The organism is Micromonospora sp. NPDC047527 (assembly GCF_040643015.1).
GTDB lineage: Bacteria > Actinomycetota > Actinomycetes > Mycobacteriales > Micromonosporaceae > Micromonospora.
Window position 1 is genome coordinate 471029 of record NZ_JBEYTK010000005.1, and the last position, 22442, is coordinate 493470.

At 72.3% G+C, this 22442-nt stretch carries 28 protein-coding genes and 1 pseudogene; 12 read left to right on the forward strand and 17 right to left on the reverse strand.

Annotated features, from left to right (window positions below; translation table 11 throughout):
- Position 1: 1 nt before the first annotated feature.
- Positions 2–2404 (reverse strand): diguanylate cyclase, encoded by a 2403-nt coding sequence (locus tag ABZ808_RS21860; protein WP_357009378.1) that lies wholly within the window; start codon positions 2402–2404, stop codon positions 2–4.
- A gap of 85 nt (positions 2405–2489) precedes the next feature.
- Here ABZ808_RS21860 and ABZ808_RS21865 point away from each other — a divergent pair, with 85 nt between their 5' ends.
- Together ABZ808_RS21865 and ABZ808_RS21870 are read left to right on the forward strand one after the other, a co-directional pair.
- Positions 2490–3167 (forward strand): 5-formyltetrahydrofolate cyclo-ligase, encoded by a 678-nt coding sequence (locus ABZ808_RS21865; protein WP_357009381.1) that lies wholly within the window; start codon positions 2490–2492, stop codon positions 3165–3167.
- Positions 3164–3370: pseudogene (locus ABZ808_RS21870) on the forward strand (FmdB family zinc ribbon protein); the annotation flags it as partial. The gene ABZ808_RS21865 and the pseudogene ABZ808_RS21870, both read left to right, overlap by 4 nt.
- A gap of 14 nt (positions 3371–3384) precedes the next feature.
- On the opposite strand, the gene ABZ808_RS21875 reads toward ABZ808_RS21870, so the two are convergent.
- Entirely contained in the window at positions 3385–3693 is a 309-nt protein-coding gene (locus tag ABZ808_RS21875) for a hypothetical protein (RefSeq protein WP_357009597.1), read from the reverse strand.
- Between the two features lie 242 nt (positions 3694–3935).
- On the opposite strand from ABZ808_RS21875, the gene ABZ808_RS21880 reads away from it, so the two are divergent.
- Entirely contained in the window at positions 3936–4619 is a 684-nt protein-coding gene (locus ABZ808_RS21880; protein WP_357009384.1) for a flagellar biosynthesis protein FlgA, read from the forward strand.
- 137 nt (positions 4620–4756) lie between these two features.
- On the opposite strand, the gene ABZ808_RS21885 is transcribed toward ABZ808_RS21880, so the two are convergent.
- Positions 4757–4939: a hypothetical protein gene (locus tag ABZ808_RS21885; RefSeq protein WP_357009386.1), complete on the reverse strand. Its 183-nt coding sequence runs from the start codon at positions 4937–4939 to the stop codon at positions 4757–4759.
- A 171-nt stretch (positions 4940–5110) separates the two neighbouring features.
- Here ABZ808_RS21885 and ABZ808_RS21890 point away from each other — a divergent pair, with 171 nt between their 5' ends.
- The gene (locus ABZ808_RS21890; protein ID WP_357009388.1) at positions 5111–5443 is read left to right on the forward strand and encodes a hypothetical protein; all 333 of its coding nucleotides are present in this window, start codon (positions 5111–5113) and stop codon (positions 5441–5443) included.
- Between the two features lie 31 nt (positions 5444–5474).
- Here ABZ808_RS21890 and ABZ808_RS21895 read toward each other — a convergent pair whose 3' ends face one another.
- Positions 5475–5957, reverse strand: coding sequence for a DUF2231 domain-containing protein (locus ABZ808_RS21895; RefSeq protein ID WP_357009587.1), 483 nt, complete (start codon positions 5955–5957; stop codon positions 5475–5477).
- A gap of 204 nt (positions 5958–6161) precedes the next feature.
- On the opposite strand from ABZ808_RS21895, the gene ABZ808_RS21900 reads away from it, so the two are divergent.
- Together ABZ808_RS21900 and ABZ808_RS21905 are read left to right on the forward strand one after the other, a co-directional pair.
- On the forward strand, positions 6162–6590 hold the full coding sequence (locus ABZ808_RS21900; protein WP_357009391.1) for a Fur family transcriptional regulator: 429 nt from the start codon (positions 6162–6164) through the stop codon (positions 6588–6590).
- Between the two features lie 48 nt (positions 6591–6638).
- Positions 6639–7502, forward strand: coding sequence for an oxygenase MpaB family protein (locus tag ABZ808_RS21905; protein WP_357009393.1), 864 nt, complete (start codon positions 6639–6641; stop codon positions 7500–7502).
- 100 nt (positions 7503–7602) lie between these two features.
- On the opposite strand, the gene ABZ808_RS21910 is transcribed toward ABZ808_RS21905, so the two are convergent.
- The 11 genes from ABZ808_RS21910 to ABZ808_RS21960 form a co-directional block, all read right to left on the reverse strand.
- The gene (locus ABZ808_RS21910; RefSeq protein ID WP_357009590.1) at positions 7603–8430 is read right to left on the reverse strand and encodes a PD-(D/E)XK nuclease family protein; all 828 of its coding nucleotides are present in this window, start codon (positions 8428–8430) and stop codon (positions 7603–7605) included.
- 136 nt (positions 8431–8566) lie between these two features.
- Entirely contained in the window at positions 8567–9181 is a 615-nt protein-coding gene (locus ABZ808_RS21915) for a MarC family protein (protein WP_357009396.1), read from the reverse strand.
- 40 nt (positions 9182–9221) lie between these two features.
- Positions 9222–10094, reverse strand: a complete 873-nt coding sequence (locus ABZ808_RS21920) for a PHP domain-containing protein (RefSeq protein ID WP_357009399.1) — start codon at positions 10092–10094, stop codon at positions 9222–9224.
- 47 nt (positions 10095–10141) lie between these two features.
- Positions 10142–11404 carry a hypothetical protein gene (locus tag ABZ808_RS21925; protein WP_357009403.1) on the reverse strand — a complete coding sequence of 421 codons (1263 nt, stop codon included), beginning with the start codon at positions 11402–11404 and terminating at the stop codon, positions 10142–10144.
- Positions 11401–12144: a SigE family RNA polymerase sigma factor gene (locus tag ABZ808_RS21930; RefSeq protein WP_357009406.1), complete on the reverse strand. Its 744-nt coding sequence runs from the start codon at positions 12142–12144 to the stop codon at positions 11401–11403. The genes ABZ808_RS21925 and ABZ808_RS21930 overlap by 4 nt, the downstream gene beginning before the upstream one ends.
- Before the next feature lie 103 nt (positions 12145–12247).
- Entirely contained in the window at positions 12248–13123 is an 876-nt protein-coding gene (locus ABZ808_RS21935) for a PH domain-containing protein (RefSeq protein WP_357009409.1), read from the reverse strand.
- Positions 13124–13129: 6 nt separating this feature from the next.
- Entirely contained in the window at positions 13130–13288 is a 159-nt protein-coding gene (locus ABZ808_RS21940) for a hypothetical protein (RefSeq protein ID WP_007455302.1), read from the reverse strand.
- 116 nt (positions 13289–13404) lie between these two features.
- Complete coding sequence (locus tag ABZ808_RS21945) at positions 13405–14124, reverse strand: DUF6758 family protein (RefSeq protein WP_357009592.1); 720 nt, start codon at positions 14122–14124, stop codon at positions 13405–13407.
- 35 nt (positions 14125–14159) lie between these two features.
- Positions 14160–14783 (reverse strand): RNA methyltransferase, encoded by a 624-nt coding sequence (locus ABZ808_RS21950; protein ID WP_357009411.1) that lies wholly within the window; start codon positions 14781–14783, stop codon positions 14160–14162.
- 53 nt (positions 14784–14836) lie between these two features.
- The gene (locus tag ABZ808_RS21955; protein ID WP_357009415.1) at positions 14837–15340 is read right to left on the reverse strand and encodes a hypothetical protein; all 504 of its coding nucleotides are present in this window, start codon (positions 15338–15340) and stop codon (positions 14837–14839) included.
- A gap of 112 nt (positions 15341–15452) precedes the next feature.
- A complete protein-coding gene (locus ABZ808_RS21960) occupies positions 15453–15968 on the reverse strand; it encodes a MaoC family dehydratase (RefSeq protein ID WP_357009418.1) in 516 nt (171 codons plus the stop codon).
- 555 nt (positions 15969–16523) lie between these two features.
- Between ABZ808_RS21960 and trxA the strand changes: the two genes are divergently transcribed.
- The 3 genes from trxA (at position 16524) to ABZ808_RS21975 (ending at position 18449) form a co-directional block, all read left to right on the forward strand.
- Complete coding sequence (trxA, locus tag ABZ808_RS21965; RefSeq protein WP_357009421.1) at positions 16524–16886, forward strand: thioredoxin; 363 nt, start codon at positions 16524–16526, stop codon at positions 16884–16886.
- Positions 16887–17040: 154 nt separating this feature from the next.
- Positions 17041–17481, forward strand: a complete 441-nt coding sequence (locus tag ABZ808_RS21970) for a hypothetical protein (protein ID WP_357009424.1) — start codon at positions 17041–17043, stop codon at positions 17479–17481.
- Complete coding sequence (locus ABZ808_RS21975; RefSeq protein WP_357009427.1) at positions 17478–18449, forward strand: HTTM domain-containing protein; 972 nt, start codon at positions 17478–17480, stop codon at positions 18447–18449. The genes ABZ808_RS21970 and ABZ808_RS21975 overlap by 4 nt, the downstream gene beginning before the upstream one ends.
- On the opposite strand, the gene ABZ808_RS21980 is transcribed toward ABZ808_RS21975, so the two are convergent.
- Positions 18413–18832 (reverse strand): DUF393 domain-containing protein, encoded by a 420-nt coding sequence (locus ABZ808_RS21980; RefSeq protein ID WP_357009430.1) that lies wholly within the window; start codon positions 18830–18832, stop codon positions 18413–18415. The genes ABZ808_RS21975 and ABZ808_RS21980 overlap by 37 nt on opposite strands.
- Positions 18833–18923: 91 nt before the next feature.
- On the opposite strand from ABZ808_RS21980, the gene ABZ808_RS21985 reads away from it, so the two are divergent.
- Both ABZ808_RS21985 and ABZ808_RS21990 read left to right on the forward strand, forming a co-directional pair.
- On the forward strand, positions 18924–19970 hold the full coding sequence (locus ABZ808_RS21985) for an Rv2578c family radical SAM protein (RefSeq protein WP_357009433.1): 1047 nt from the start codon (positions 18924–18926) through the stop codon (positions 19968–19970).
- A gap of 25 nt (positions 19971–19995) precedes the next feature.
- On the forward strand, positions 19996–20403 hold the full coding sequence (locus tag ABZ808_RS21990; protein ID WP_357009436.1) for a CoA-binding protein: 408 nt from the start codon (positions 19996–19998) through the stop codon (positions 20401–20403).
- 114 nt (positions 20404–20517) lie between these two features.
- On the opposite strand, the gene ABZ808_RS21995 is transcribed toward ABZ808_RS21990, so the two are convergent.
- On the reverse strand, positions 20518–21714 hold the full coding sequence (locus ABZ808_RS21995; RefSeq protein ID WP_357009439.1) for an acyl-CoA dehydrogenase family protein: 1197 nt from the start codon (positions 21712–21714) through the stop codon (positions 20518–20520).
- 176 nt (positions 21715–21890) lie between these two features.
- On the opposite strand from ABZ808_RS21995, the gene ABZ808_RS22000 reads away from it, so the two are divergent.
- Entirely contained in the window at positions 21891–22427 is a 537-nt protein-coding gene (locus tag ABZ808_RS22000) for a DUF4190 domain-containing protein (protein ID WP_357009442.1), read from the forward strand.
- Positions 22428–22442: the final 15 nt, after the last annotated feature.

Here is a 22442-nt window from a genome sequence, read left to right on the forward strand (position 1 = left end):
ACTATCGGCCACGGCTCTGCCGCGGCGGGTGTGGCCCAGAAGACGCGCCGCCGCCGGGCCCTGGCCGCCCGACGTCCGGGCCAGCCCGCGCGCCTTCCCCCTCGGTGGTCGCCGGGTCGTCCACCGACTCCGGCCGGGCGTCCGCCGGCCCTGGCGGGTTCGACTCGGGTACGCCCACAGCCGACTCCGACCGGGCGGGCCCGCCCGGCTCCCGTTGGACCTGCACGGGCCGGCCGGCGCGCGGCAGCCCGTCGAGTGGGCTGACGGCCCCCGCCTGCACCGGGATCTCGCACATCGGCACGTCGGGGCGGACCTCGGCCATGCGACAGGTGTCCCGACCCGCCGCCTTGGCCGCGTAGAGGGCGTCGTCGGCGGCCTCCAGCACCTCCGCGCCGGTGCTGCCGTGGTGCGGGTAGACGGCGATGCCCACCGACACGGTCACCACGATCGGCCCGGCGTACCCCTCGACGACGACAGGTGTCTCCCGTACCGCCGCGCCCAGCCGTTCCGCGACGATCGCCGCGCCCCGGGCGTCGGTCTCCGGCAGGAGCACCACGAACTCCTCGCCGCCCTGCCGGAAGGCGAGGTCCACCTCGCGGATCTCGCCGCGTACGCGCTGGGCGAACTCGGCCAGCACGGTGTCCCCCGCCGCGTGCCCGTACGTGTCGTTGACGTCCTTGAAGCGGTCCAGGTCGAGGGCGAGCACGCTGAGCATCCGACCGAACCGGCTGGCCCGTTCCACCTCCCGTCGGATCGACTCGCGCAGGTAGCGGTAGTTCCACAACCCGGTGAGCGGGTCGGTGAGGGAGAGCCGCTGCGCCTCCTCGTGCACCCGGACGTTGTCCACCGCCACGGCCGCGTGGCCGGCGAAAGTGCGCAGGGTGACGAGGTCGTCGTCGTCGAACTCGTCGGCGCCCAGCCGGTCGTAGAGGGCCAGCACCCCGAGCGCCGCCGCCTCGCCGGCCTCGTCAGCGTCCACCGCCGGCCCACCCGGGACTGTCGCAGCCCCGGAGGTCGTGGCCCCCGAGGTCGTGGCCCCGCCGCCGGGGGTGGCCCCGCCGCCCGAGGTGGCTGCGGCCCCGCCGCCCGGGGTGGCGAACGGCACCGCGACGTAGGTGCGGCAGAGTGGCTCCCCCGTCGGGGTCTCGGTCGCCTCCACGCGACCCCGCTGCGGCACGCCGGTGGCCGCCACCGCGCCGACCACACCGACGCCCACCGGCACCCGCAGGGTCTCCGGGCCGCCCGGATCCCCCTCCGGCAAGCGCCCGTCGAGCCCTTCGCTGCACTGTGCGACGAGCACCCCGCCAGCCTCCACCAGCAGCACCGCGCCAGCCCGCGCCCCGGTGGCCGCGATGGCGCTGTGCAGGATCACCCGCAGAATGCGTTGCAGGTCATGGGTGCTGGCCAAGGTGTCGCCGAGCACCGTCAGGTGCCCGCGTAACTGGTCGCGGCTGCTGGTGAGCGCCGCGACGTACGACCCGGTCTCCCGGGTCATCCGGTTGAACGCGGCGGCCAGGCGGCCCAGCTCGTCGCGGCTGCGCACCGGCACCCGGGCGGTCAGATCGCCCTGCGTCACCCGGTCCACGGCGCTGGCCAGCTCCACCAGCGGCCGGGTGGTCACCCGGGCGAGTCGCCAGGCGGCCAGCACGGCGAGCAGCCCGGCCAGCACGACCACGCCGGCCAGCGTGGCGGGCAGACCCGGTGGCCGCTCGCTGGGCACCGAGAGCACCAGCGGCAGTGGCTGCCCGCTGGACGGCCCGATGCGCCGCACGTACCGGCCGTCGGAGGTCTCGGTGACCCGTTCGCCGTCGGTGCCGTTGGCGGCGGCCAGCACCGCGTCGCGTACCTCGCGGGACTCGGTGGTGTGGGTGAAGCGGCCGGCGCTCACGCCCCCGTCGAGCAGGGTGACCGCCACCCCGGTCACCGCCGCCAGCCGGGCCACGAACGCCGGGTCGACCAGCTGCGCGGCGGAGACCGTGCCCAGCATCGCGCCGGTCCGGTCGTGCAGGTCGACCCGGACGGCCAGCGCGCGGACCGGGCCGGGCGAGGCTGCGGTCGGCGTGGAGCAGTCCCGCCAGGGGGTCGACGGCGCGCCGGGCGAGGCGTACGTGACCCGGCCGGTCACGTCGGTGATCAGAACGGCGGCGGCCAGCCCTCGGCCGATCAGCTGGCGGGCGGCGACGGCCGGGTCACCGGTGAGGGCGACCGCGTCGGCCGTGGCACGCAACTGCTGGCAGAGGGCGTCGATCGAGGTACGCACGGTGGACACGGCGACCGCGAGGCGCTCGGTGGACCGCCTGTGGTCGACGGCCGCGACGGTGGAGGCGACGAAGAAGGCCCCGAGCAGGACTGGCCCGAGCACCACCACGAGGAAGGCCGCTGTCAACCGTCCGCGTAGCGTCACTCGGTTCCCCCCGGAAGTCCGACGCCGTTGCTTGCGATGCTGACACAGTGCGACCGTGGGAGTGGTGTTGCGTCAGGAGTGTTGCATGACGGAATTTTCTGATGAAGCGGAAGTGGCCCGTGTGTCCAAGCGGGAAGCCCGCATCGAGCTGCTCGCCCGCCGCCGGGCCCTGCCCGGTTCGACGCGGGCCGCCGCCGCCGGGCGCGTCCAGGCCGAGCTGATCGCGCTGGTACGCCGCCTGCGGCCCCGCCGGATGACGGCGTACGTGCCGGTCGGCTCCGAGCCGGGCGGCGGCGACCTGCCGGAGGTGCTGCGGGACGCGCTGCCGGCCGACGCCGAGCTGCTGCTGCCGGTGCTCCGCGCCGATCTGGATCTGGACTGGGCGGCGTACACCGGACCGGACGCTCTGGTGGCGGCCGGTCGGGGCCTCCGCGAGCCGGCCGGTCCGCGGCTCGGGTTGGCCGCGGTGACCGAGGCGGAGCTGGTGGTCGTACCGGCGCTGGCCGTCGACCGGCGCGGCCGGCGACTGGGCCGGGGCGGCGGCTCGTACGACCGGGTGCTGGCACGGGTGCCGGCGGCCACGCTGACCGTGGTGCCACTGCATGACGGTGAGCTGGTCGAGGCCCTGCCCGCCGAGGCGCACGACCGTCCGGTCCGCGCGGTCGTCACCCCCTCCGACGGGGTGCGTACGCTTGATGACGGCCCGGGTACGGCGCAGGGTGTCGCGCCCCACACGTCCGCTGGACGAACCCGGGGCGCATGACGCACCATTGGCACTCGAATACGTCGAGTGCCAACTGGCCGAGCCAGATACCGGAGGAGAACGTGCCCACCTACCAGTACGCCTGCACCGCGTGCGGTCACCAGCTCGAGGCGGTGCAGTCCTTCTCTGACGAGCCGCTGACCGAGTGCCCGACGTGCCAGGGGCGGCTGCGCAAGGTCTTCAACTCGGTCGGCATCGTCTTCAAGGGCTCGGGCTTCTACCGCACCGACTCCCGCGCGTCCGGTTCCGAGGCATCGGCCGGCGCCACGGCGGCCAAGTCCGAGTCGTCCTCGTCGTCCTCCTCGTCCTCGGGTGGGGATTCCGGCTCGTCGAGCACCTCGTCCGGTTCGTCCGCTGGCTCGTCCTCGTCCGGGTCGTCGTCGTCCGGGTCGCCGTCGTCCGGGTCGTCCGGGTCTTCGTCGTCCTCTGGGTCGTCGTCGAGCGGCGGCAAGGCCCCCGCGGGCAGCTCCGCTTCCTGACCCACCTGACCCTGGGACCATCTCGCGCTGGCGCCGACCACCGTCATCCGCTCGGCTTCCTGGAACTCGGCCTGTCCGTACCGGTCTGATCGCCCGGTTTCCAGGAACCCGAGTCGATCAACGCCCGCGCTGCCTCTCGTGCCATAGCAGGCCCGGCCGGCCGGTGGACGGTTATCCACAGGCCGGCCGGTTGTCCACAGGCACCCACGTACGGGCGGATCTGCCGGCCACGATCGGCCTAATCTGCCGTCCACGGGTGTCACTGCGGCACCCGGACGGGAGGCGGCAGATGACGACCCGCGATCCGGGCTCGGCACGGGCGCTGCGCCCACTACGTCGGCTGGCCCTGCCCGGCGGTCGCACCCTGCTCCGTGCCGGGCTGGTCGCCGTGCTGCTCGGCCTGGCCGCTGCCATCCTGCACACCCCGACCGACTGCCCGCCGACCGGTGCCGCCGGACGGTCCCCGGCGCGCTCCGGCGCAGCTGACACTGGGCCACTCTCGGCGAGCGGGCCGACCGACACAGGTCAGGGCCGGGCCGACAACGGGCACGGGCAGACCGGCCAGGGCCGGACCGGCGCAGGGCAGACCGACACGGGCCAGGGCCAGACCGGCGCAGGACAGACCGGCCAGAGCCAGACCGGCACGGGCGCGGCGGCCGACGGTGCGCAGCCGTCCCCGGGGCCGCTACCGCTGCCCAGCGGCGCGGTCGGGGTGCCGATCCGGCTGGCCGAGCCTGCCGCCCTGGCGGTCGTCCGGCCCGGTGCCCGGGTCGACCTACTGGCTGCGCCGCCGGGCGGGGCGGACGCCGTCGAGGCCACCCTGCTGGCTCCCCGGGCGCTGGTCCTGGACGTGTTGGGTGCCGGCGCGACCGACGGGACCGCCGCTCTGTATCTGGCGCTCCGTCCTGACCAGGCACAACGCGCGGTCGGGCTGCCCGAGGGGAGCCGATTCGCGATAGTCGTGCGCGCCTGACCGTAATCGCGTTGCTCTTCGCCTGCCGTCCCCGCATCGGGAACGATGCCCGGGGCAAGAGGGCGCTCAGCCCTCGCGCCGCGCCGCCCACGGTCGGCCGGGCAGCGCCTCAGCGGCTCTGGTGGAAGGGCGCGGGGTCAGTCCCAGTGTGGGGGGCGCTGGGCGAGGAGCCAGTCGTCGTTGCCGCTGGTCCGCTCGCCCCAGCCCACGTCGGTGTCGTCCGAGGTCTGCTCGGGCAGCACCACGAAGTCGTCGCTCAGGTCGACGGTGCGGTCATCGTCGCCGCGCGCGCCAGGCGTGCCGGGGTCCTCGGTGCTCACGAGCGGCAAGACTAGCGCAGCCGACGGCAGCGAACCGTCCGCCAGCAGAGGCACGCGCCGGCCAGAAGCAACCCGACCGTACGGGGCACGCCGGCCAGAAGCAACCGGGCCGGCGGGGCGCGCCGGTCAGAAGCGACCGGGCCGCCGGCCACGTTGGTAGCGTCGGACGGCGTGACGACCCCCAGCGGTGGCAGCACCCCGGACGACTACTGGCGGCGCCCCGGGGCCGGTGACGGCGAAAAGGCGGACCAACCCCCCGCCGCGCCCGCCACCGCCTCCCCGAGCGCGTACCCGGGCCCGCCCCCGAGCGTGCCACCCCCGGCTGGCTGGCGTCCCCCGGTCCATTTGCAGCCGGCGCCGCCCCGACGGCTGCCTCCGCAGGACATGGCCGACCTGGACGTCGCCGAGCAGCGTTCGCAGCGGGTCACCTACGGCTTCGGCGCGGCGGCCGCCGTCGTGCTGGTGTTCCTCGTCTGCCTGCTCTGCTCGCGGATCATCTTCTGATCACCCGACGGCCACCGCCGCGGCGGGCCGGTCAGAGGGTGGTGCCCCAGACGGCCACGGCACCCGAGTGGCCGGTCAGGTAGACGTAGACCAGAGCCGCGATGGACAGCGCGACGACCGCCACCGCGAGCACCGGTGTCACCAGGGTCGACAGCCGTGGCACCCGGCGGTGCCCGCTGGTCGCCACGAGCAGCAGGATGGCCACAATCCCGAGCGGCACCACGATCCGGAACAGGATGTCGCCGTATCGGGAGTGCTCGAAGATCTGGTTGAGAATCTGGCCCTGGTAGCCCTTGGCGACCAGGGCATCGGTGAAGGCCTCCCCCGACTCGACGGCCACGAAGGCGGTCACCGGCGCGATCACGGCGAGGATGCCCAGCGCCCAGTCCAGCCGGTGCCGCCAGCGCGGCAACCCCACGTACCCGATGGCCAGCACCGCCAGCAGCGGCACGAAGACGACCACCGCGTGGACCACGAGGACGTGAGCCGGTAGACCCAGGATCTCCTCGAACATCGGCTCCTCCAGGGGCATCACAATCACGGGACCGCCAGCGTACGGATCGCCGATCGTTTCCCGGGCTCTCCCCCGGAGACACGCGCGCAGCCGCCATCGGGTTCAGCGCAGCCCGGTACCGGGTCGGGTTGTCCGGGCTGTGTTCGTGGCCACGGCGGCGGGAGGACGGTTGTCGATGCCGGCCGCGCGTGCTGTCATTGGCGCATGTCCGGTGCTGAGGAGCTGCTGCGATCGAAGGGCCTACGGGTCACCCGACCGCGCCTCGCGGTGCTCGACGTGCTCGCGGGCGGCGGTCACCTGGAGGTCGACGAGATCACGCGGCGGGTCCGCGAACGCCTCGACTCGGTCTCCACCCAGGCGGTCTACGACGTGTTGGGGGCGCTGTCCCGGGCCGGCCTCTCCCGCCGAATCGAGCCGGCCGGCAGTCCCGCCCGGTACGAGGCACGCGCCGGCGACAACCACCACCACGTGGTCTGCCGGGGCTGTGGCGAGATCGCCGACATCGACTGCGCGGTGGGCAGCGCCCCCTGCCTGCAGCCGGGCGTCGCGCACGCCTTCGAGGTCGACGAGGCGGAAGTCACCTTCTGGGGTCTCTGCCCGGCCTGCCAGTCCCGCCGCTCCGCCGACAGCTGACCCGTCCGCCCACCGGCGCGGTCGGGCAGACCGTGGCACTCTTGGTCGGTGGACTCCGATGACCTCGGCCTCTTCGGTCCGGGTTCGGTCACGTGGAAGGTGCACGAGGAGCCGATCCTGATCGTCGCCGGCCTGCGCTCGCTCTACCTCCAGGCGTTGCACCCCCGAGCCATGGCCGGGGTCGCGCAGAACAGCAACTACCGCACCGACGCCTGGGGACGCCTCGTCCGCACCGCCACCTACGTGGCGACCACCGTCTACGGGACCACCGCCGAGGCGGAGGCGGCCGGGGCGCGGCTACGCCGGCTGCACGCCCGGATGCGGGCCACCGACCAGCTCACCGGCGAGGAGTTCCGCGTCGACGAACCGGACCTGCTGCGCTGGGTGCACGTCACCGAGGTCGAGTCGTTCCTCAGCACCGCTCGACGGGCGGGCCTGCCGCTCACCGACGACGAGGTGGACGGCTACTACACCGAGCAGCGCCGCTCGGCCGCTCTCGTCGGCTTGGATCCGGCCACGGTCCCGGGTACGGCCGCCGAGGTGGAGGCGTACTACCGCGCGGTGCGGCCGGAGCTGCGGATGACCCGGGAGGCGGCCGAGACGGCGCTCTTCCTCACCGCCCCGCCGCTGCCGTGGAAGCTGAGCCTGCCGGCCCGGCTGGGGCTCACCCTGGGCCCACCGCGCTGGGCGTACCTCGGCATCGCCGGCACCGCGCTGGCTCTGCTGCCGGCGTGGGCTCACCGGATGTACGGCGGGCTGGGGCTGCCCACCACCGCGCTGTCGGCGGATCTGACCGTGCGCGCCCTGCGGCTGGCGCTCGGCGCGGTGCCCCGCCGCTATCTGGAGGGGCCGTTGTCGCAGGCCGCCAAGGAGCGGGCTGCGCGCCACGCCACTGCGCCGCTGGCCGGCTGACCTGCCCCTCACGCCGGGTGCCGGCCGTCGGCGGCCGGTCTGTGTCCGCCGCCCGACGGTCAGCCGGCGGCGAATCGGTTTGTGACCGGCCGCCCGTCGGTCAGCTGTCGGTGGGGCGGTCCACGGCCGCCCACGGTTCCTTGCCCGGCGCCTGTGCCCCGGTCGGGCAGTGTCGGCGGAAGTCGCACCAGCCGCAGCGCGGGCCGGGTGCCACCGGAAACGCCTCGTCGGCATCGCCGCCGGCCGCGACCGCCCGCTCGGCGGCCATGATGTCGCGGGCCGTCTCCTCCGCACGGGTCAACTGCCGGGCCAGCGACTCGACGGTGTGGTCGTGGCCGGCGACCGTGCCGGTCGGCAGGTGGTGCAGCTCCACCCGTCGGCACGGCCGGCGGAACACCCGCTCGGCCGCGTACGCGTAGAGCGCCAGCGCCTGCGAGCCCCGGGCGTCGTCCGAGTCGAGCCCGGTGCGACCGGTCTTGTAGTCGACGATGACCAGCTCCGGGCCCTCCGGCCCGGGGCGGGAGTCGATGCGGTCGGCCCGGCCGTTGAACGCGAGAACCGCGGTCTTGACGGCCACCACCCGCTCCACGCCGAGCGGGTCGGCATCCGGCTCCAGCGTCTCGACGTATGCCTCCAGCCAGCCCAACGCCCGCCGGTAGGCGGCCCGCTCCTGCTCGTCGTCGCGGTAGCCCTCACGAACCCAGGTGCCCTTGAGCAGCGCGGCCAGGGCCTCGGGGCGGCGCCGGTCGGCGGGCAGCGCATACCAGTTCTTCAGGGCGGTGTGCACGCTGGCGCCCAGCGAGTTGTGTGCCCACGGCGGGCCCTTCTGCGGCGTGGGCCGGTCGACGTAGGAGTAGCGGTAGCGGCGGGGGCAGTCCGCGTACGCGCCGAGTTTGCTCGGGGTGCAGACGAACAACCGTTCCGGCATGCCCTCGAAGCCGAGCTGCTCGGCACCACCGGGGCGCTGCTGAGGGGCTCGGCCGCCCGCGGCGGGTCGTCCGGCTGAAGAGGCTCGTCGCACGCCTGCGATCCTGCCATCCACCCCCGACATCCGGGTGTCCCGGTCAGACCATGTTCACGTACTGCCTGACGAAGGCGGCCACCGCGTCGGCGATGAGCTGCACGGCGATCGCGGCCAGCAGCAGGCCGGCGATCCGGGTCAGCACCTCGATGCCGCCCGGGCGCAGGATCTTCACGATGCCGCCGGAGAAGCGCAGCACGATCCAGACCGCGACCATCACGGCGAGGATCGCCGCGCCGATGGCGCTGAAATCGCCCCACCCGTCGGCCTGCTGGACGAAGAGCATCGTCGCCACGATGGCGCCCGGGCCGGCCAGCAGTGGGGTGCCCAGGGGCACCAGCGCGATGTTCGAGGTGGTCTGTTGGCTGGGGTCGTCGGCCTTGCCGGTGAGCAGTTCCAGTGCGACAAGCACGAGCAGCAGGCCGCCCGCGGCCTGCAGGGCGGGCAGGTCCACGTGCAGGTAGTCGAGCAGGGTCTGCCCGGCCACCGCGAAGATCACGATCACGCCGAGCGCCAGCGCGACGGCCTGCCACGCCGCCCGGTTGCGGTCCCGGGCGGGCAGCGGGCCGGTCAGCGCCAGGAAGATCGGCATCATGCCCGGCGGGTCGGTGATCACCAGCAGGGTCACGAACACCTCGCCGAACAGCTTCAGATCCACGCGATCAACCTAGCCGTGCCGCAGCCGGCCGAATTTGGGATCAGCCGGAAGCGACCTCGGTCACCCCGGCGGCCACGATCCGCTCGTACGCCTCGACACCGGTGCTGAACGCGCCGAGCTGGACGGTCTTGTGGGTGCCGTGGAAGTCCGATGAGCCGGTGACGAACAAATCCAGGTCGGCGGCGAGCGCCCGTACGTGTGCCCGCTCGGCCGGGCTGTGGTCCTCGTGGTCGGCTTCCAGCCCGGCCAGGCCGGCGGCAGCCAGCTCGGCGATCAGCTCGTCGGGCACGACCCGGCCGCGCCGGGTGGCGCGCGGATGGGCGAAGACCGGTACGCCGCCGGCCGCCCGGACCAGCCGGATCGCCCGGAAGACGTCGATGTCCTCCTTCGGCAGCCGGTACCGCTCGCCCAGCCAGTCGGGGCCGAACGCCTCCCGGGTGCTGCCGACCAGGCCGGCCCGGATCAGCGCCTGCGCGATGTGCGGACGTCCCACCGTGCCTCCGGCCGCACCGGAGAGGATCTCGGGCCAGGTCACGTCGATGCCGTCGGCGCGCAGCAGCGCCACGATCCGTTCGCCGCGCTCCTCGCGGGCGGCCCGCACCCGGGTCAGCTCGGCGACCAGCTCCGGGTGGTCCGGATCGAACAGGTAGGCCAGCAGGTGCAGCGGCACCTCCGGACGCACGCCGGACCAGCGGCAGGACAGTTCCGCGCCCCGGACCAGGCGCAGCCCGGGGGGCAGTGCCCGCAGCGCCGGCGCCCAGCCGGCGGTGGTGTCGTGGTCGGTGATCGCCAGGACGTCCAGCCCCGCGTCGGCGGCGGCGCGGACCAGCTCGGCCGGGGTCAGAGTGCCGTCGCTGGCCGTCGAGTGGGTGTGCAGGTCGATTCGCGGCGCGGGGCCGGTAGGCGAGGTCACCGCCCGACGCTACCGAGGACCGAGGAGCGCGGTCTGGGCGGTGCCGGTCAGGGCCCGGTGACCAGGACGGGTCGGTCGCCGGGTTGCAGGCCGGGCACGGGTTTCACGTCGGCGGGCTCTCCGGCCCGCACCCGTTTGACGTCGACCCGGACCAGGTTGCCGGCGCTGTCGACGTACGAGGCGGCCGATTCGGTCGTCCAGGCGATCGCACCGGTCGCCGGAGGCCCGGCCGGCGCGGCGGTCAGCGCCGGCCCGAGCCGGTGCAGGTCGACCAGGAGCGCACGGTCGGCCTCGCCGACCGACCCGTTCACCAGCAGCCACCGCCCGTCGGTGGAGACACCGCCGACGCCGTCCAGGCTCAGCTGCGGGCCGCAGCCGGTGCGGACCCGTTTCAGGTCACGCTTCGGGTCGAGCACCGCCAGGCATGCCCCGGGCGACTCGGTCGTGGCGACCTGGGCGATGAGCCGGCCGTCGGGCAACGTGCCGTAGACGTTCAGGGTGCCGCGCTCGGAGACCGTCGTCAGCTCCTCGGCGCCGGGCCGCCACAGGACGTGGCCCGGGCTGGCCGGGTCGAGCCGAACCAGGACGCTGCCGCCGACGAACTGGACTGGTTCCGCGCCGGCCGGCACCGGAATACGCACCGTCCCGATGAGCTGCGTGCCGACCACGCCCGCCGTCAGCAGGTCGTCGCCGTCGCGCCAGGCGACCTGGTGGCCGTCGGGCGCCAGGACGATCTGGCCCGCACCGGCCAGCAGCACCTGCACCAGCCCGTCGTTCTGGGTGACCCAGAGGGAGCGGCCAGCGGTGGTCTCCGCGCCGACCACCAGCAGACCCCCACCGCTCGGCAGTGGGCGCGCACGCTCGGCCGGCCCGACGGTCGGCAGCGTGAGCCGCGTCCCCTCGGCGCTGATCAGGACCCCGGCGAGGAGCCGGCCGGCGGACGTTCCGGGCGTGGGTGTGGGGGCCTCGACGGTGGCCGACGGGATCGGCCGACCCGAGGGGTCCGGGTCGCCGATCACGACGATGGGTGTGCCCTGCCGGCCGGTGTCGCTGGCGAGCTGCGCCATGCCGGCGCTGATCAGCACGGTGGTGACCACTCCGAGGGCGAGACCGACCCCGGCCCGCCGCCGCCGGATCCGGTTCGCCCGACGGATAACCTGGCCGGCCGGGTCAGCGCTCAGTGGGCGGGCGACGGCGACCTGGTGCGAGAGGGTCTCCCGCACCGCACCTTCCAGCTCGTCACGTCGCACCTGGTAAGGACGCCCCGGCCCGCCGTTCAGGTTGTCGGACGAGCGCGGGAATGCACTCACTGCCGGTCTCCGGGGCCGGTGCCGACGGGCACGGCCGCCGGGGCGGTGGGCAGTTCGACCGGCAGGGCGGTCGGGCGGGGCACGGCACGCTCGGCCGCAGGCCGGGGGCGGGCCGTCGCGGCGGCTGGGGCCTGCCTGCTCGGGGTGCCCGCGCCGCGACCGGCGGTGCCGGCGAGGGGCGCCCGGCCCGTGGCGGCAGGCTTGGCGGCCTGGTCCGGCCGGGCGGCGTCACCGAACAGGTCCGGCATGGCGGCGCCCATCCGTCGGCGCAGCGTGCCCAACGCGCGGGATGCCTGGCTCTTCACGGTGCCGGGCGAGATGTCCAGTATCGCGGCGGTCTGGGCCTCCGACATGTCCTCGTAGTACCGCAGCACGAGCACCGCCCGCTGCCGGTTGGGCAGCTCCCTGAGGTGTCGCCAGAGCAGGTCGCGGTCGAGTTGCTGCTCGATCTCGTCGACGCCGGCCCGTTCGGGCAGCACCTCGGTGGGGCGTTCACCGTGCCAGCGGCGCCGCCACCAACTCGTCGACGTGTTGACCATCACACGTCGGGCGTACGGCTCGACGGCCTCGATCCCGCCGAGCCGCTTCCACGCGAGGTAGGTCTTGGTCAGCGCCGTCTGGAGCAGATCCTCGGCCGTGGCCCAGTCGCCGGTGAGCAGGTAGGCGGTGCGGAGCAGGGCGGCGGAGCGAGCCGCGACGAACTCGCGAAACTCCTCCTCCAACGGGTCCCTGCTCGCCACCACACACCTCCGCACCAAAGCCGTCCTGGCAGAGTGCCACGTCAGAGGCGGTCTGGTCCATGACGAAAGGTGCGCAGTTGCTCCGATGTTCGGACGAAAACTTTCACGCCCCGTCGTCGGCCTTGGCCTCGTCGGCCTCCTTGCCGAGCCGCGCCTCGACCGCCTGCGGCTCGTACATCTCTTCGACGACGCGCAGGTAGAGCTCGTTCGGGTTGGGCAGATTCTTGATCTCGCGGAGCGCCTGCTCCTGGCCGGCGGACTCCAGCACGAAGGTGCCGTAGTTGAGCGCACGGCCGGTCGGGCTCTGCTCGTACTTCATGTCGGTGACCCGGACCAACGGCATCATGGCGACCCGGCGGGTGATGATGCCGTTGACCACCATGACCCGCTTGTTGGTCAGGATGAAACGGTCATACCACCAGTCGGCGACCTTCCAGGCCACCCAACCCATCACCGCGAACCAGAGCAGCACGGCGATGGTCGTCAGCGCGCCCACGTTCTTTCCGGCGAGGAAGCCGGACAGGTAGCCGAGCACGAAGGTCGCCGCGATGCCGATCAACAGCGGGGTGGTGAGGTGGATCCAGTGCCGCTTCCACTCACCCCGGTAGCGCTCGGTGGGGAAGAGGTAACGGGCGACCAGCGAGCTGGGCTCGTCCTCCAGCGGGAGCACCCGCCGGGGAGTCGCCCCGGTCGCGTCGGCACGCAGCCCCGCCAGCTCGTCCTCGGAGATCTGCGGCGGCTGGTAGCTGGCCTCCGGATCACGGATCCAGGCCCGACTGGACCGGCCTTCGCCGGCATAGCCGGGCCCGTCGCCGTAGCCGACGTCGTCCGAAAGGGACGGACCGCCGGACAGGCCAGGGCCAGCTCCGTAGCCCGGGCCGTCATCGGGGTCGATCCGCGGGATCGGCTCGGTGTCGCGCTCGCGGCGTTCCCGGTCAGGGTCGTCCGGGTCGAAGGGTGGACCGGAGGGGCTGCCCATCGGCGGCTAGGCGACGAGGCTGGTGAAGAAGTCGCCGAACCCCTGGGCGATGTCCATGATCCCGCCGCCCAGCGACTTGAACACATCAGCCGCAGAGTTTGGCCGATAGGCGACGAAGAAGATCAAGAATGCGATTCCGGCCCAGGTGAGGACCTTCTTGACCATGGCGGGCCATCCTCTCGCGCGGCGCCGGGTCCCATTACCGCAGCGGCACCCAGAGTATCAGTGTGGTGTCGTACAGTGAATATCTGCGTCCGTTCTCCGTCAATCCGGAGGGGTTGTCAAGCCCTCCCGGGTAGGTACGGGGACGGTGCGCCGTACACGAGCTCGGGAGGAGTCCACTCGGTCAGGTCGTGTAACACGACTTCTTCCGCGAGCAGGTGACCCGCACTCGCCGGCCAGGCTATCGCATGCAGCCACATTCCCCGAGCTTCGCCGGCGTACGCGCTTCGATCCGTCGACGAATTCACCAACCACAGTGGAGTCGGGTGTCCACCGACGCGGATCCTGGCCTGCCCGACGTGCTCCGGATGCCCCGGCCCGGGGTCGGCCAACGCGTCGACCAGCTCCAGCCCCGGGTCCGGGCCGGACAGACCGGCAAGTCTGGTGCCGAGGCCCACGCCCGGCTCCTCGGCCACGAAGACCAGGTCCGCCGGACCACCACCGAGCGGCGCCGGGCCCGCGCAGGCCACCGCCGTCGCCCGCACTCCGGTGCGGTCGTCCCCGGCGTACGCCACGCCGGTGAGGGTCCAGCCGGGCGGCAGGGGCCACGGGCACCACAGCGGCGTCCCCGGTGGACCCGCGGTCGCGGTCGCGGTGATCCGTTCGACCACGCTCGCCACGATCTCCGCCCCGATGTGCTCGGGCACATGAAGCGGCGGCACCGGGCCACAGCGCAGGCACCTCGACTCGGTGTGCATCAGATCCGGCGCCCGTACCGGGCCCCCGCATCTCGGACAACTCACCGCGACACTCACATCCCCACCGTCACCCCGCAGCACCGGCGCGTCAAGCCGGAACGTCCGATTGCGCCGGATCAGTCCGGCGGCGGGCCGGCGTGGGTACGGATCCACGCGTGCATGGCGATGCCGCTGGCCACACCCGCGTTGATCGACCGCGTCGAGCCGTACTGGGCGATGGAGTAGAGCTGGCCGCACGCGTCGCGGGCGGGTTCGGAGAGGCCGGGCCCCTCCTGGCCGAACAGGAGCACGCAGTCCCGCGGCAGGGTGCCGGTCTCCAGCGGCCGGGAGCCGGGCAGGTTGTCGATGCCGACCACCGGCAGCCGTCGCCCGGCGGCCCAGTCGACGAACGCCTCGATCGTCTCGTGGTGCCGCACGTGCTGGTAGCGGTCGGTCACCATCGCGCCGCGCCGGTTCCACCGTCGCCGGCCGACGATGTGCACCTCGGCGGCGTTGAAGGCGTTGGCGTTTCGGACGACGGTGCCGATGTTGAAGTCGTGCTGCCAGTTCTCGATGGCGACGTGGAAGCCGTGCCGGTGCTGGTCCAGGTCGGCGACGATCGCCTCGTGCCGCCAGTAGCGGTAGCGGTCGACCACGTTGCGCCGGTCCCCCTCGGCCAGCAACTGCGGGTCATAGCGCGGGTCCTGGGGCGGGTCACCCGTCCAGGGGCCTACACCCACCTCAAGCTGGTCGTCGGTCACGGTCATCAGAGGGTACGGCCCTCGCCCGGCGGTCACCGCGAGGGCCCGCCGGGTCAGCCCAACCCGAGCGCGCCACCGAGCCGGTCCAGGAAGCGCCGGTCGGCCGGGCTCGCCGCGAGCCCGCCGGGGCCGGGCACGACCCGGCAGACGCGGCCCGCGACGGACTGCACCCACTGGCGGTACGCGGCCGAGTCGGCCGGGTCCGCGCGCCGTTGCAGGACCCGGACCGCGGCCCGACAGGCGGCCAACAGGTCCACCAGGTCGGTGAGGCGTGCGGCGGGTGCCGGTGCGCCGTCGTGGCGGGCGTAGATGGCGGCGACGACCGCACGGACCAGATCGCTGTCGAAGCCACGGCCGGCGGCCACCGCGTCGAGCCCGGCCAGGCCCGCCACCACCCCGCGTTCCGGGCGGCCGGGGCCGGATGCGGCGGCGGCCACGAGAACCCGACCGGGCAGGCTGGTGAGCAGATCCCACTCAGCCGCGGAGTAGACGGCGGTGGTCAAGGGTGCGGCTCGGCGCCCGGCTGAGGGCGGCTCTCCGGCGACGGAGTGGCTCATCGGACCTCCGGCGTCAGCATAAGCCCCGAAACGGGAACACGGCCTCTTTCCCCAGCAAAAGCTGATACGGGGGAAAGGTGCCGTGGCCGGCGGAGACGCTCCGCCTCGATGCTCAGCGTGGTTCGGGGAAGCTGGGCCGCTCCGGGTCCACTCCGTCGGCGACGGCGCTTGCCGCGTACTCCCGCTTGGGGACCATGACCTTGCGGCGAAAGACGCAGACCATGGTGCCGTCCTGGTTGTAGCCGCGCGTCTCCACCGACACCACGCCCCGGTCGGGCTTGGAGCCGGACTCCCGCTTGTCCAGCACGGTGGTCTCGCCGTAGATGGTGTCGCCGTGGAAGGTGGGCGCCACGTGCCGGAGCGACTCGACCTCCAGGTTGGCGATGGCCTTGCCGCTGACGTCCGGCACCGACATGCCGAGCAGCAGCGAGTAGATGTAGTTGCCGACCACGACGTTGCGCTTGAACTGACTGGACGTCTCGGCGTAGTGCGCGTCCATGTGCAGCGGGTGGTGGTTCATGGTGAGCAGACAGAAGAGGTGGTCGTCGTACTCGGTGACGGTCTTGCCCGGCCAGTGCCGGTAGACCGCGCCGACCTCGAACTCCTCGTAGTAGCGGCCGAACTGCATCCTGGGTCCCCTTCGACGGGCGGCGATGGAGTTCGGGACAGCATGCCTTACTGGCGAGTAGGGCGGCCGGCGGGGCGTGACCCCGGCGGAAATGTCACACCGGTCACTCGCACGGAGGGGGAGACGCAATGAGCGGCGGGGCCCTCCCCGGCACCCGCCGCCCACGCTCTGATGCGGTGAATTCTGCCCTACGGTCGCGTAGCTTCAACAGAGATCGAGGTCACATTTATCTTTTTGTAACAATACTGTGAGTGACGAAACGCGGGTTGATCAGCGATCTCCGCAGGCCGGATACGTCCTTGTCAAGGGTCAAGTTACCGATTCGTAGAGCTCGATCGCGTGGATCTCTCTGGAAACGCTCCCATCACCGCAGGTCACGCAAGTGCGTCGTGCATTTGCGATCAGCAGGACAGAGATGAACAGATGTGTGTCGATGACGCCGGACGGCCCCTGCGGCAGCCCCGGAGCACGTTTCGTGTACGACCGCCCGGGAATTCGATACGGTCAGCCCTGGTTCTACGGGACGTAGGTAAACCGCGGTGATCGGAGAGTGCAATGGCAACCGTTGAGCTGACCTCGACGAACTTCGACGAGGTGACCGGCAGCGACGGCATCGTCCTGGTCGACTTCTGGGCCGACTGGTGTGGTCCGTGCAAGCGGTTCGCCCCGGTGTACGAGCGCTCCTCGGAGAAGCACCAGAACATCGTCTTCGGCAAGGTCGACACCGAGGCTCAGCAGGAGCTGGGCGCGAAGTTCGACATTCGCTCGATCCCGACGATCATGGCGATCCGGGACGGCGTCATCGTCTTCTCCCAGCCGGGCGCCCTCCCCGAGTCCGCGCTGGAGAACCTGATCGAGCAGGTCGAGGCGCTGGACATGGACGACGTCCGTAAGCAGCTGGCCGAGCACAACCACTGAGTCGTCCTCCTACGACGGCACGAAAGGCCGGGCCCGGTTCGGGCCCGGCCTTCGTCGTACCCGGACACACCTCCCATGATCACCACCCGGGCAGCCGGGACTGGCCGTCGGTAGGAACCAGCCCGGTCGGTACATCCCGTATCGTCACGACCCGATGGAGAAACTGACCACCCGCGGGCGCGTGACCCGGCTGGGCGTGACCGCACTCGGCCTCGTCCTGCTGATCGTCGGCACCTTCTGGGGCAGCGACGATGACTTCCCGTTCGGCCCGTTCCGGATGTACTCCACCTCCAACCCGCCGAACGCGCCCGCCCCCGACACCCGCGTCGAGGGGGTGAACAGCGCCGGCGCCGTGATCGACCTCGACCAGAACGCGACAGGCATCCGCCGCGCCGAGATCGAGGGCCAGCAGGACCGGTACGTCGCCGACCCGACGCTGCTCACCCAGGTCGCCGACGCGTACGCCGAACGCCACCCGGACGCCCCCGCGCTGGTCGAGGTCCGCATCGTCATCCGCTGGCACGGCATCCACGCCGGCCGACCCACCGGGAAGCACACCGACGAGACCGTGGTCCGCTGGCAGGCAACCCGATGAGCCGCTGGCTGACCGAGGCGGTGCCGCGCGGCCGAATCGCCGCCTTCCGGACTCTGATCTACCTCTTCGTCGCCGCCGACCTGGTGGTCTTCACCCCCTGGGTACGCACCCGGGCCAGCGTGCCCGGCGAGTTGTACGAGCCGCTGCTGATCGGCCGGATCCTCCCGCTGCCGACGCCGACGCCGACGCTGGTGGCGGTGGTCTTCTGGGTGCTGCTGCTCGTGGCCCTGCTCGCCGCGACCGGTCGAGCGCCCCGGCTGCTCGGCTGGACGGTCTGCGCGCTGTACCTCGAGTGGATGATCATCGCGATGAGCTACGGAAAGGTCGACCACGACCGGTTCGGCCTGCTCGTCGCGCTCGCCGTGCTGCCCACCGCCGGTCGTGCCCGGCACGGCGACACCACCCGCACCGAGGCCGGCGGCTGGGCGCTGCGGGTCACCCAGATCGCGGTGATCTGCACGTACTTCCTGGCCGCCTTTGCCAAGCTGCGCTTCGGCGGCCTGGACTGGCTGACCGGCTCGGTGCTGGCCCGGGCCATCATCCGACGCGGCACCGACCTGGCGGACCTGATCGCCCAGGTGCCGTACCTGCTGATTGTCGCCCAGTTCGGCATCGTGGCCTTCGAGCTGCTCAGCCCGGCGATCTTCCTGCTGCCGGCCCGCTGGCGACTCGCCATGGTCGGCTTCTTCTACTCGTTCCACGCGGTGACCATCGCGACCATCACCATCTCGTTCGCGCCGCACCTGGCCGCGATGACCGGCTTCCTGCCGCTGGAGCGGGTCCGCCCGCTGGTCTGGGCGCGCCGGCTCGTCGGCCGCGAGACTCCCGGGTCAGCGACAGCCACCCCGGACCCGGCGGGCGTCGACACCGAGCCGGTGCCGCCCGACCAGGCCCCGGTAAGAGCCGGTGCGGAGCCGACGCCGCTCGGCGGTCAGGCTCCGGTGGTCGGGCGACCGGCCGGGCCGTAGAGCCGTTCCCGGGCCTCCTGCGGCAGCGAGCAGGCCGCCGTGCCGCCGGGGAGCCGGTGCCGGTTGCGCGCCACCCAGCGGTACGTCGGCCAGGCCGCCGCGCGTACCGGAGGGAACCGCAGCCCGGCGCCGGCCACCCGCCAGAGCGGACCGCTCGCGGCGAGCAGCTTCGCGATGGCGTCCGGGCCGGCGGCACGGGAGCCGTCCGCGCCCACCCATTGCACGGCCTCCTCGCACTCGGCGGCCGTGAGGCCGAGCGCGTCCAGATCGGCGAACTGCCAGGGCACCACCCGCGCGCCGGTGGGGATGCGGCGCTCGATGAACTCCGCGCACCGTGTGCAGAACGCGCAGTCCCCGTCGTAGACGAAGGTCGACCTCTCCATGGCTCCATCCTCCCCTCCCGATCCGCAGATCGAGCACGGGTGTCCGGCGGGTCACTTGCGCCGCGCTCGTACACGTGTTCGAATAGTGCCCATGCGCTGGGACAACCTCACCGCTCCCCCGGTTGAGGGAGACCCCGAGCGGGCAGCGCCAGCGACGCCACCCCTGCCGCTGGCGCTGCCCGGCGCCGTCGTCCGCACCTTCGACACCCCCGAGTTCGCCGGCATGACGTTCTACGAGGTGCAGGCCAAATCCATCCTCAACCGGGTGCCCGGTCAGTCCCGCGTCCCGTTCGAGTGGACGGTCAACCCGTACCGGGGCTGCTCTCATGCTTGCGTCTACTGCTTCGCGAGAAATACACACACTTATCTCGATCTCGACGCCGGGGCGGACTTCGACCGGAAGGTGATCGTCAAGGTCAACGCGGGCGAGTTGGTCCGACGGGAGTTGGCCGCGCCGAGATGGCGGGGCGCGCACGTGGCGATGGGCACCAACGTGGACTGCTACCAGCGGGCCGAGGGTCGTTACCGGCTGATGCCGCAGATCATCGCGGCGCTTCGGGACTTCGCCAACCCGTTCTCGATTCTGACCAAGGGCACGCTGATCCTGCGCGACCTGCCGCTGCTGCGCGAGGCCGCCGAGGTGACCAGGGTCGGCATCTCCTACTCGGTGGGCTTCGTCGACGAGCAGCTCTGGCGTGCCGTCGAGCCGGGCACACCGCACCCGCGCCGCCGGCTGGCCGCCGTCCGGGCGCTCACCGACGCCGGCTTCTCCGTCGGGGTGCTGATGGCCCCGATCCTGCCCGGCCTGAGCGACAGCGACGAGTCGATCGACGCCACCGTGTCGGCGATCGCCGCCGCCGGGGCGACAAGCGTGACCCCGCTGGCCCTGCATCTGCGGCCCGGCGCTCGGGAGTGGTACGCGCATTGGCTCGCCCGGGACTACCCGCACCTCGTGCCCCGATACCGCGAGCTCTACCGCGCCGGCGCGTACGCCCCGCAGGCGTACCAGCGGGAGTTGACCGCGCGGGTGCGGATCGCGGCCCGCCGGCACGGGCTGCACCGCGCCGAGCAGGGCGACAACCGCAGCCTGCCCGAGCCGCCCGCACCGCCGGCCGCCGAGCAGCTGACCCTGCTCTAGTCGGGTCCAGAGCTACAGTCGGCGGGTGCGTACCGCTCAGCAGATCCTCGCCGACTCCGCCGTGATCGCCGTCGTGGGCGCGTCCCGAGACCCCAACAAGGCCGCGCATGGCGTGCCGTTGCAGATGCAGCGGCACGGCTGGCGGATCATCCCGGTCAACCCGGCCGTCGACGAACTCTTCGGAGAGCGGGCGTACCCGACGCTCGCCGACATCCCGCACCCGGTCGACCTGGTGAACGTGTTCCGGCCAGCGGCCGACGCCGTGCAGGTGGTCCGCGACGCGGCGACGATCGGCGCCCCCGCGGTCTGGTTGCAGCTAGGCATCGTCTCAACCGAAGCGCGGCGAATCGCCGAGGAAGCCGGCATGGACTACGTCGAGGACCGCTGCCTGGCCGTAGAACGCGCCGTAAACGCCCTAACCCGCCCCACCTAACCCAGCCCCCACCCCCCACACACCCCCGCGATCTTGCACTTTCGGTCACCCCTTTGATCCTTATGTCGGGTATGTCGGGGCAGTAAGTGCAAGATCGCGGGAGGGTGGGGCGGGTTAGAGCTTGTATTCCTTGAGGAGGCCGCGGCTGATGATGGTCTTCTGGATCTCCGAGGTGCCTTCGCCGATGAGCAGGAACGGGGCCTCCCGCATCAGGCGCTCGATCTCGTACTCCTTGGAGTAGCCGTAGCCGCCGTGGATGCGGAACGCCTCCTGCACCACCTCGGCGCAGTATTCCGAGGCGAGCAGCTTGGCCATCCCGGCCTCGACGTCGTTGCGCTGGCCGGCGTCCTTGAGCCGGGCGGCGTTGACCATGAGAGCGTGCGCGGCCTCGATCTTGGTGCCCATCTCGGCGAGCTTGAAGGCGATCGCCTGGTGCTTGGCGAGCGGCTGGCCGAAGGTCTTGCGCTGCTGGGCATAGCCGACGGCCAACTCGAAGGCGCGGATGGAGATGCCGCAGGCGCGGGCGGCGACGTTGACGCGGCCCACCTCGATGCCGTCCATCATCTGGTAGAAGCCCCGGCCCACCTTGTCGGCGCCGCCCAGGATGGCCGAGTCGGGCACCGTCACGCCGTCGAGCACCATCTCGGTGGTCTCGACGCCCTTGTAGCCCATCTTGTCGATCTTGCCGGGGATGGTGAGACCCGGGGCGGTCTCGCCGAAGCCCGGCTCCTTCTCCAGCAGGAAGGTGCTCATGTTGCCGTACACCGACTCGGCGCCGGTGTCGGTCTTGACCAGGGTGGCGACCACCGAGGAGTACGCCCCGTTGGTCAGCCACATCTTCTGCCCGTTGAGCACGTAACTGTCACCGTCGCGGACCGCGCGGGACTTGATCGCCGACACGTCGGAGCCGGTCTCCGGCTCGGACATCGAGAAGGCGCCGCGCACCTCGCCGGTGGCCATCTTCGGCAGCAGTCGGGCCTTCTGCTCGGCCGAGCCGTGCTGGGAGATCAGGTACGCCACGATGAAGTGGGTGTTGACGATGCCGGAGATCGACATCCAGCCCCGGGACAACTGCTCCACCACCAGCGCGTAGGTGAGCAGCGACTCGCCCAGCCCGCCGTACTCCTCGTCGATGGTGAGGCCGAACAACCCCATCTCGCGCATCCCGTCGAGGATGTCGGTGGGGTACTCGTCGGCGTGCTCCAGCCGCTGGGCGTGCGGGATGATCTCCTTGTCGGCGAACTCGCGGACGGTCTCCAGGATCGACCGCTGCACATCGGTGAGGCCGGGCGTCTGGGCGAGTCTGGCCATCTCAGCCTCCGGGGATCAGCGCACTACTCGTGGGTAACTGAACGCTGGGTCAGTATCGGCCTCCGGGCCGGCGAGGCCAAGGTGACCAGTCCACACAACCGCTGTGAAAAGGTTCACCGCTGCGGGTACCGTCCGGCAAGAGGGACTTTTCCGGCACCGGCAGGAGGAGCACGGCTGTGACCTACCCGCCACCGTCGGGACCGCCCGGAGACGAACCGCCGCCGTCACCCTACGAGCCACCCCGGGACCAGTCGCCGTACGCGCCGCCGCCGGCCGGCCAGACGCCGTACCCACCGCCACCGGACCAGTCGGCCTTCGGGCAGCCGGAACACTCACCGTACGGGCCACCCGGGAACGAGCCGCCACCGTACGAGCAGCAGGGGCCGCACCAGCCGGCGCACTGGAGTCAGCAGCCGCCGTACCCCCCGCAGGGCCCGTACGGCCAGTACGGACCACCGATGCCCGGACCGGGCCGGCCTACCAACGTGCTGGCGATCCTGTCGCTGGTGTTCGCCTTCGTGTTTCCCCCGGCCGGCGCCGTCCTCGGCCACGTGGCCAAGCGGCAGATCCAGACCAGCGGCGAGGAGGGCGGCCAGCTCGCCACCTGGGGAATGATCCTCGGGTACGTCTTCACAGGGCTGACCCTGCTGGCCTGCTGCGGCTGGCTGGCCCTCGTCATCATCGGCAGCAACGGCAACAGCGGCGGGTACTGACCGACCGGCATGGGC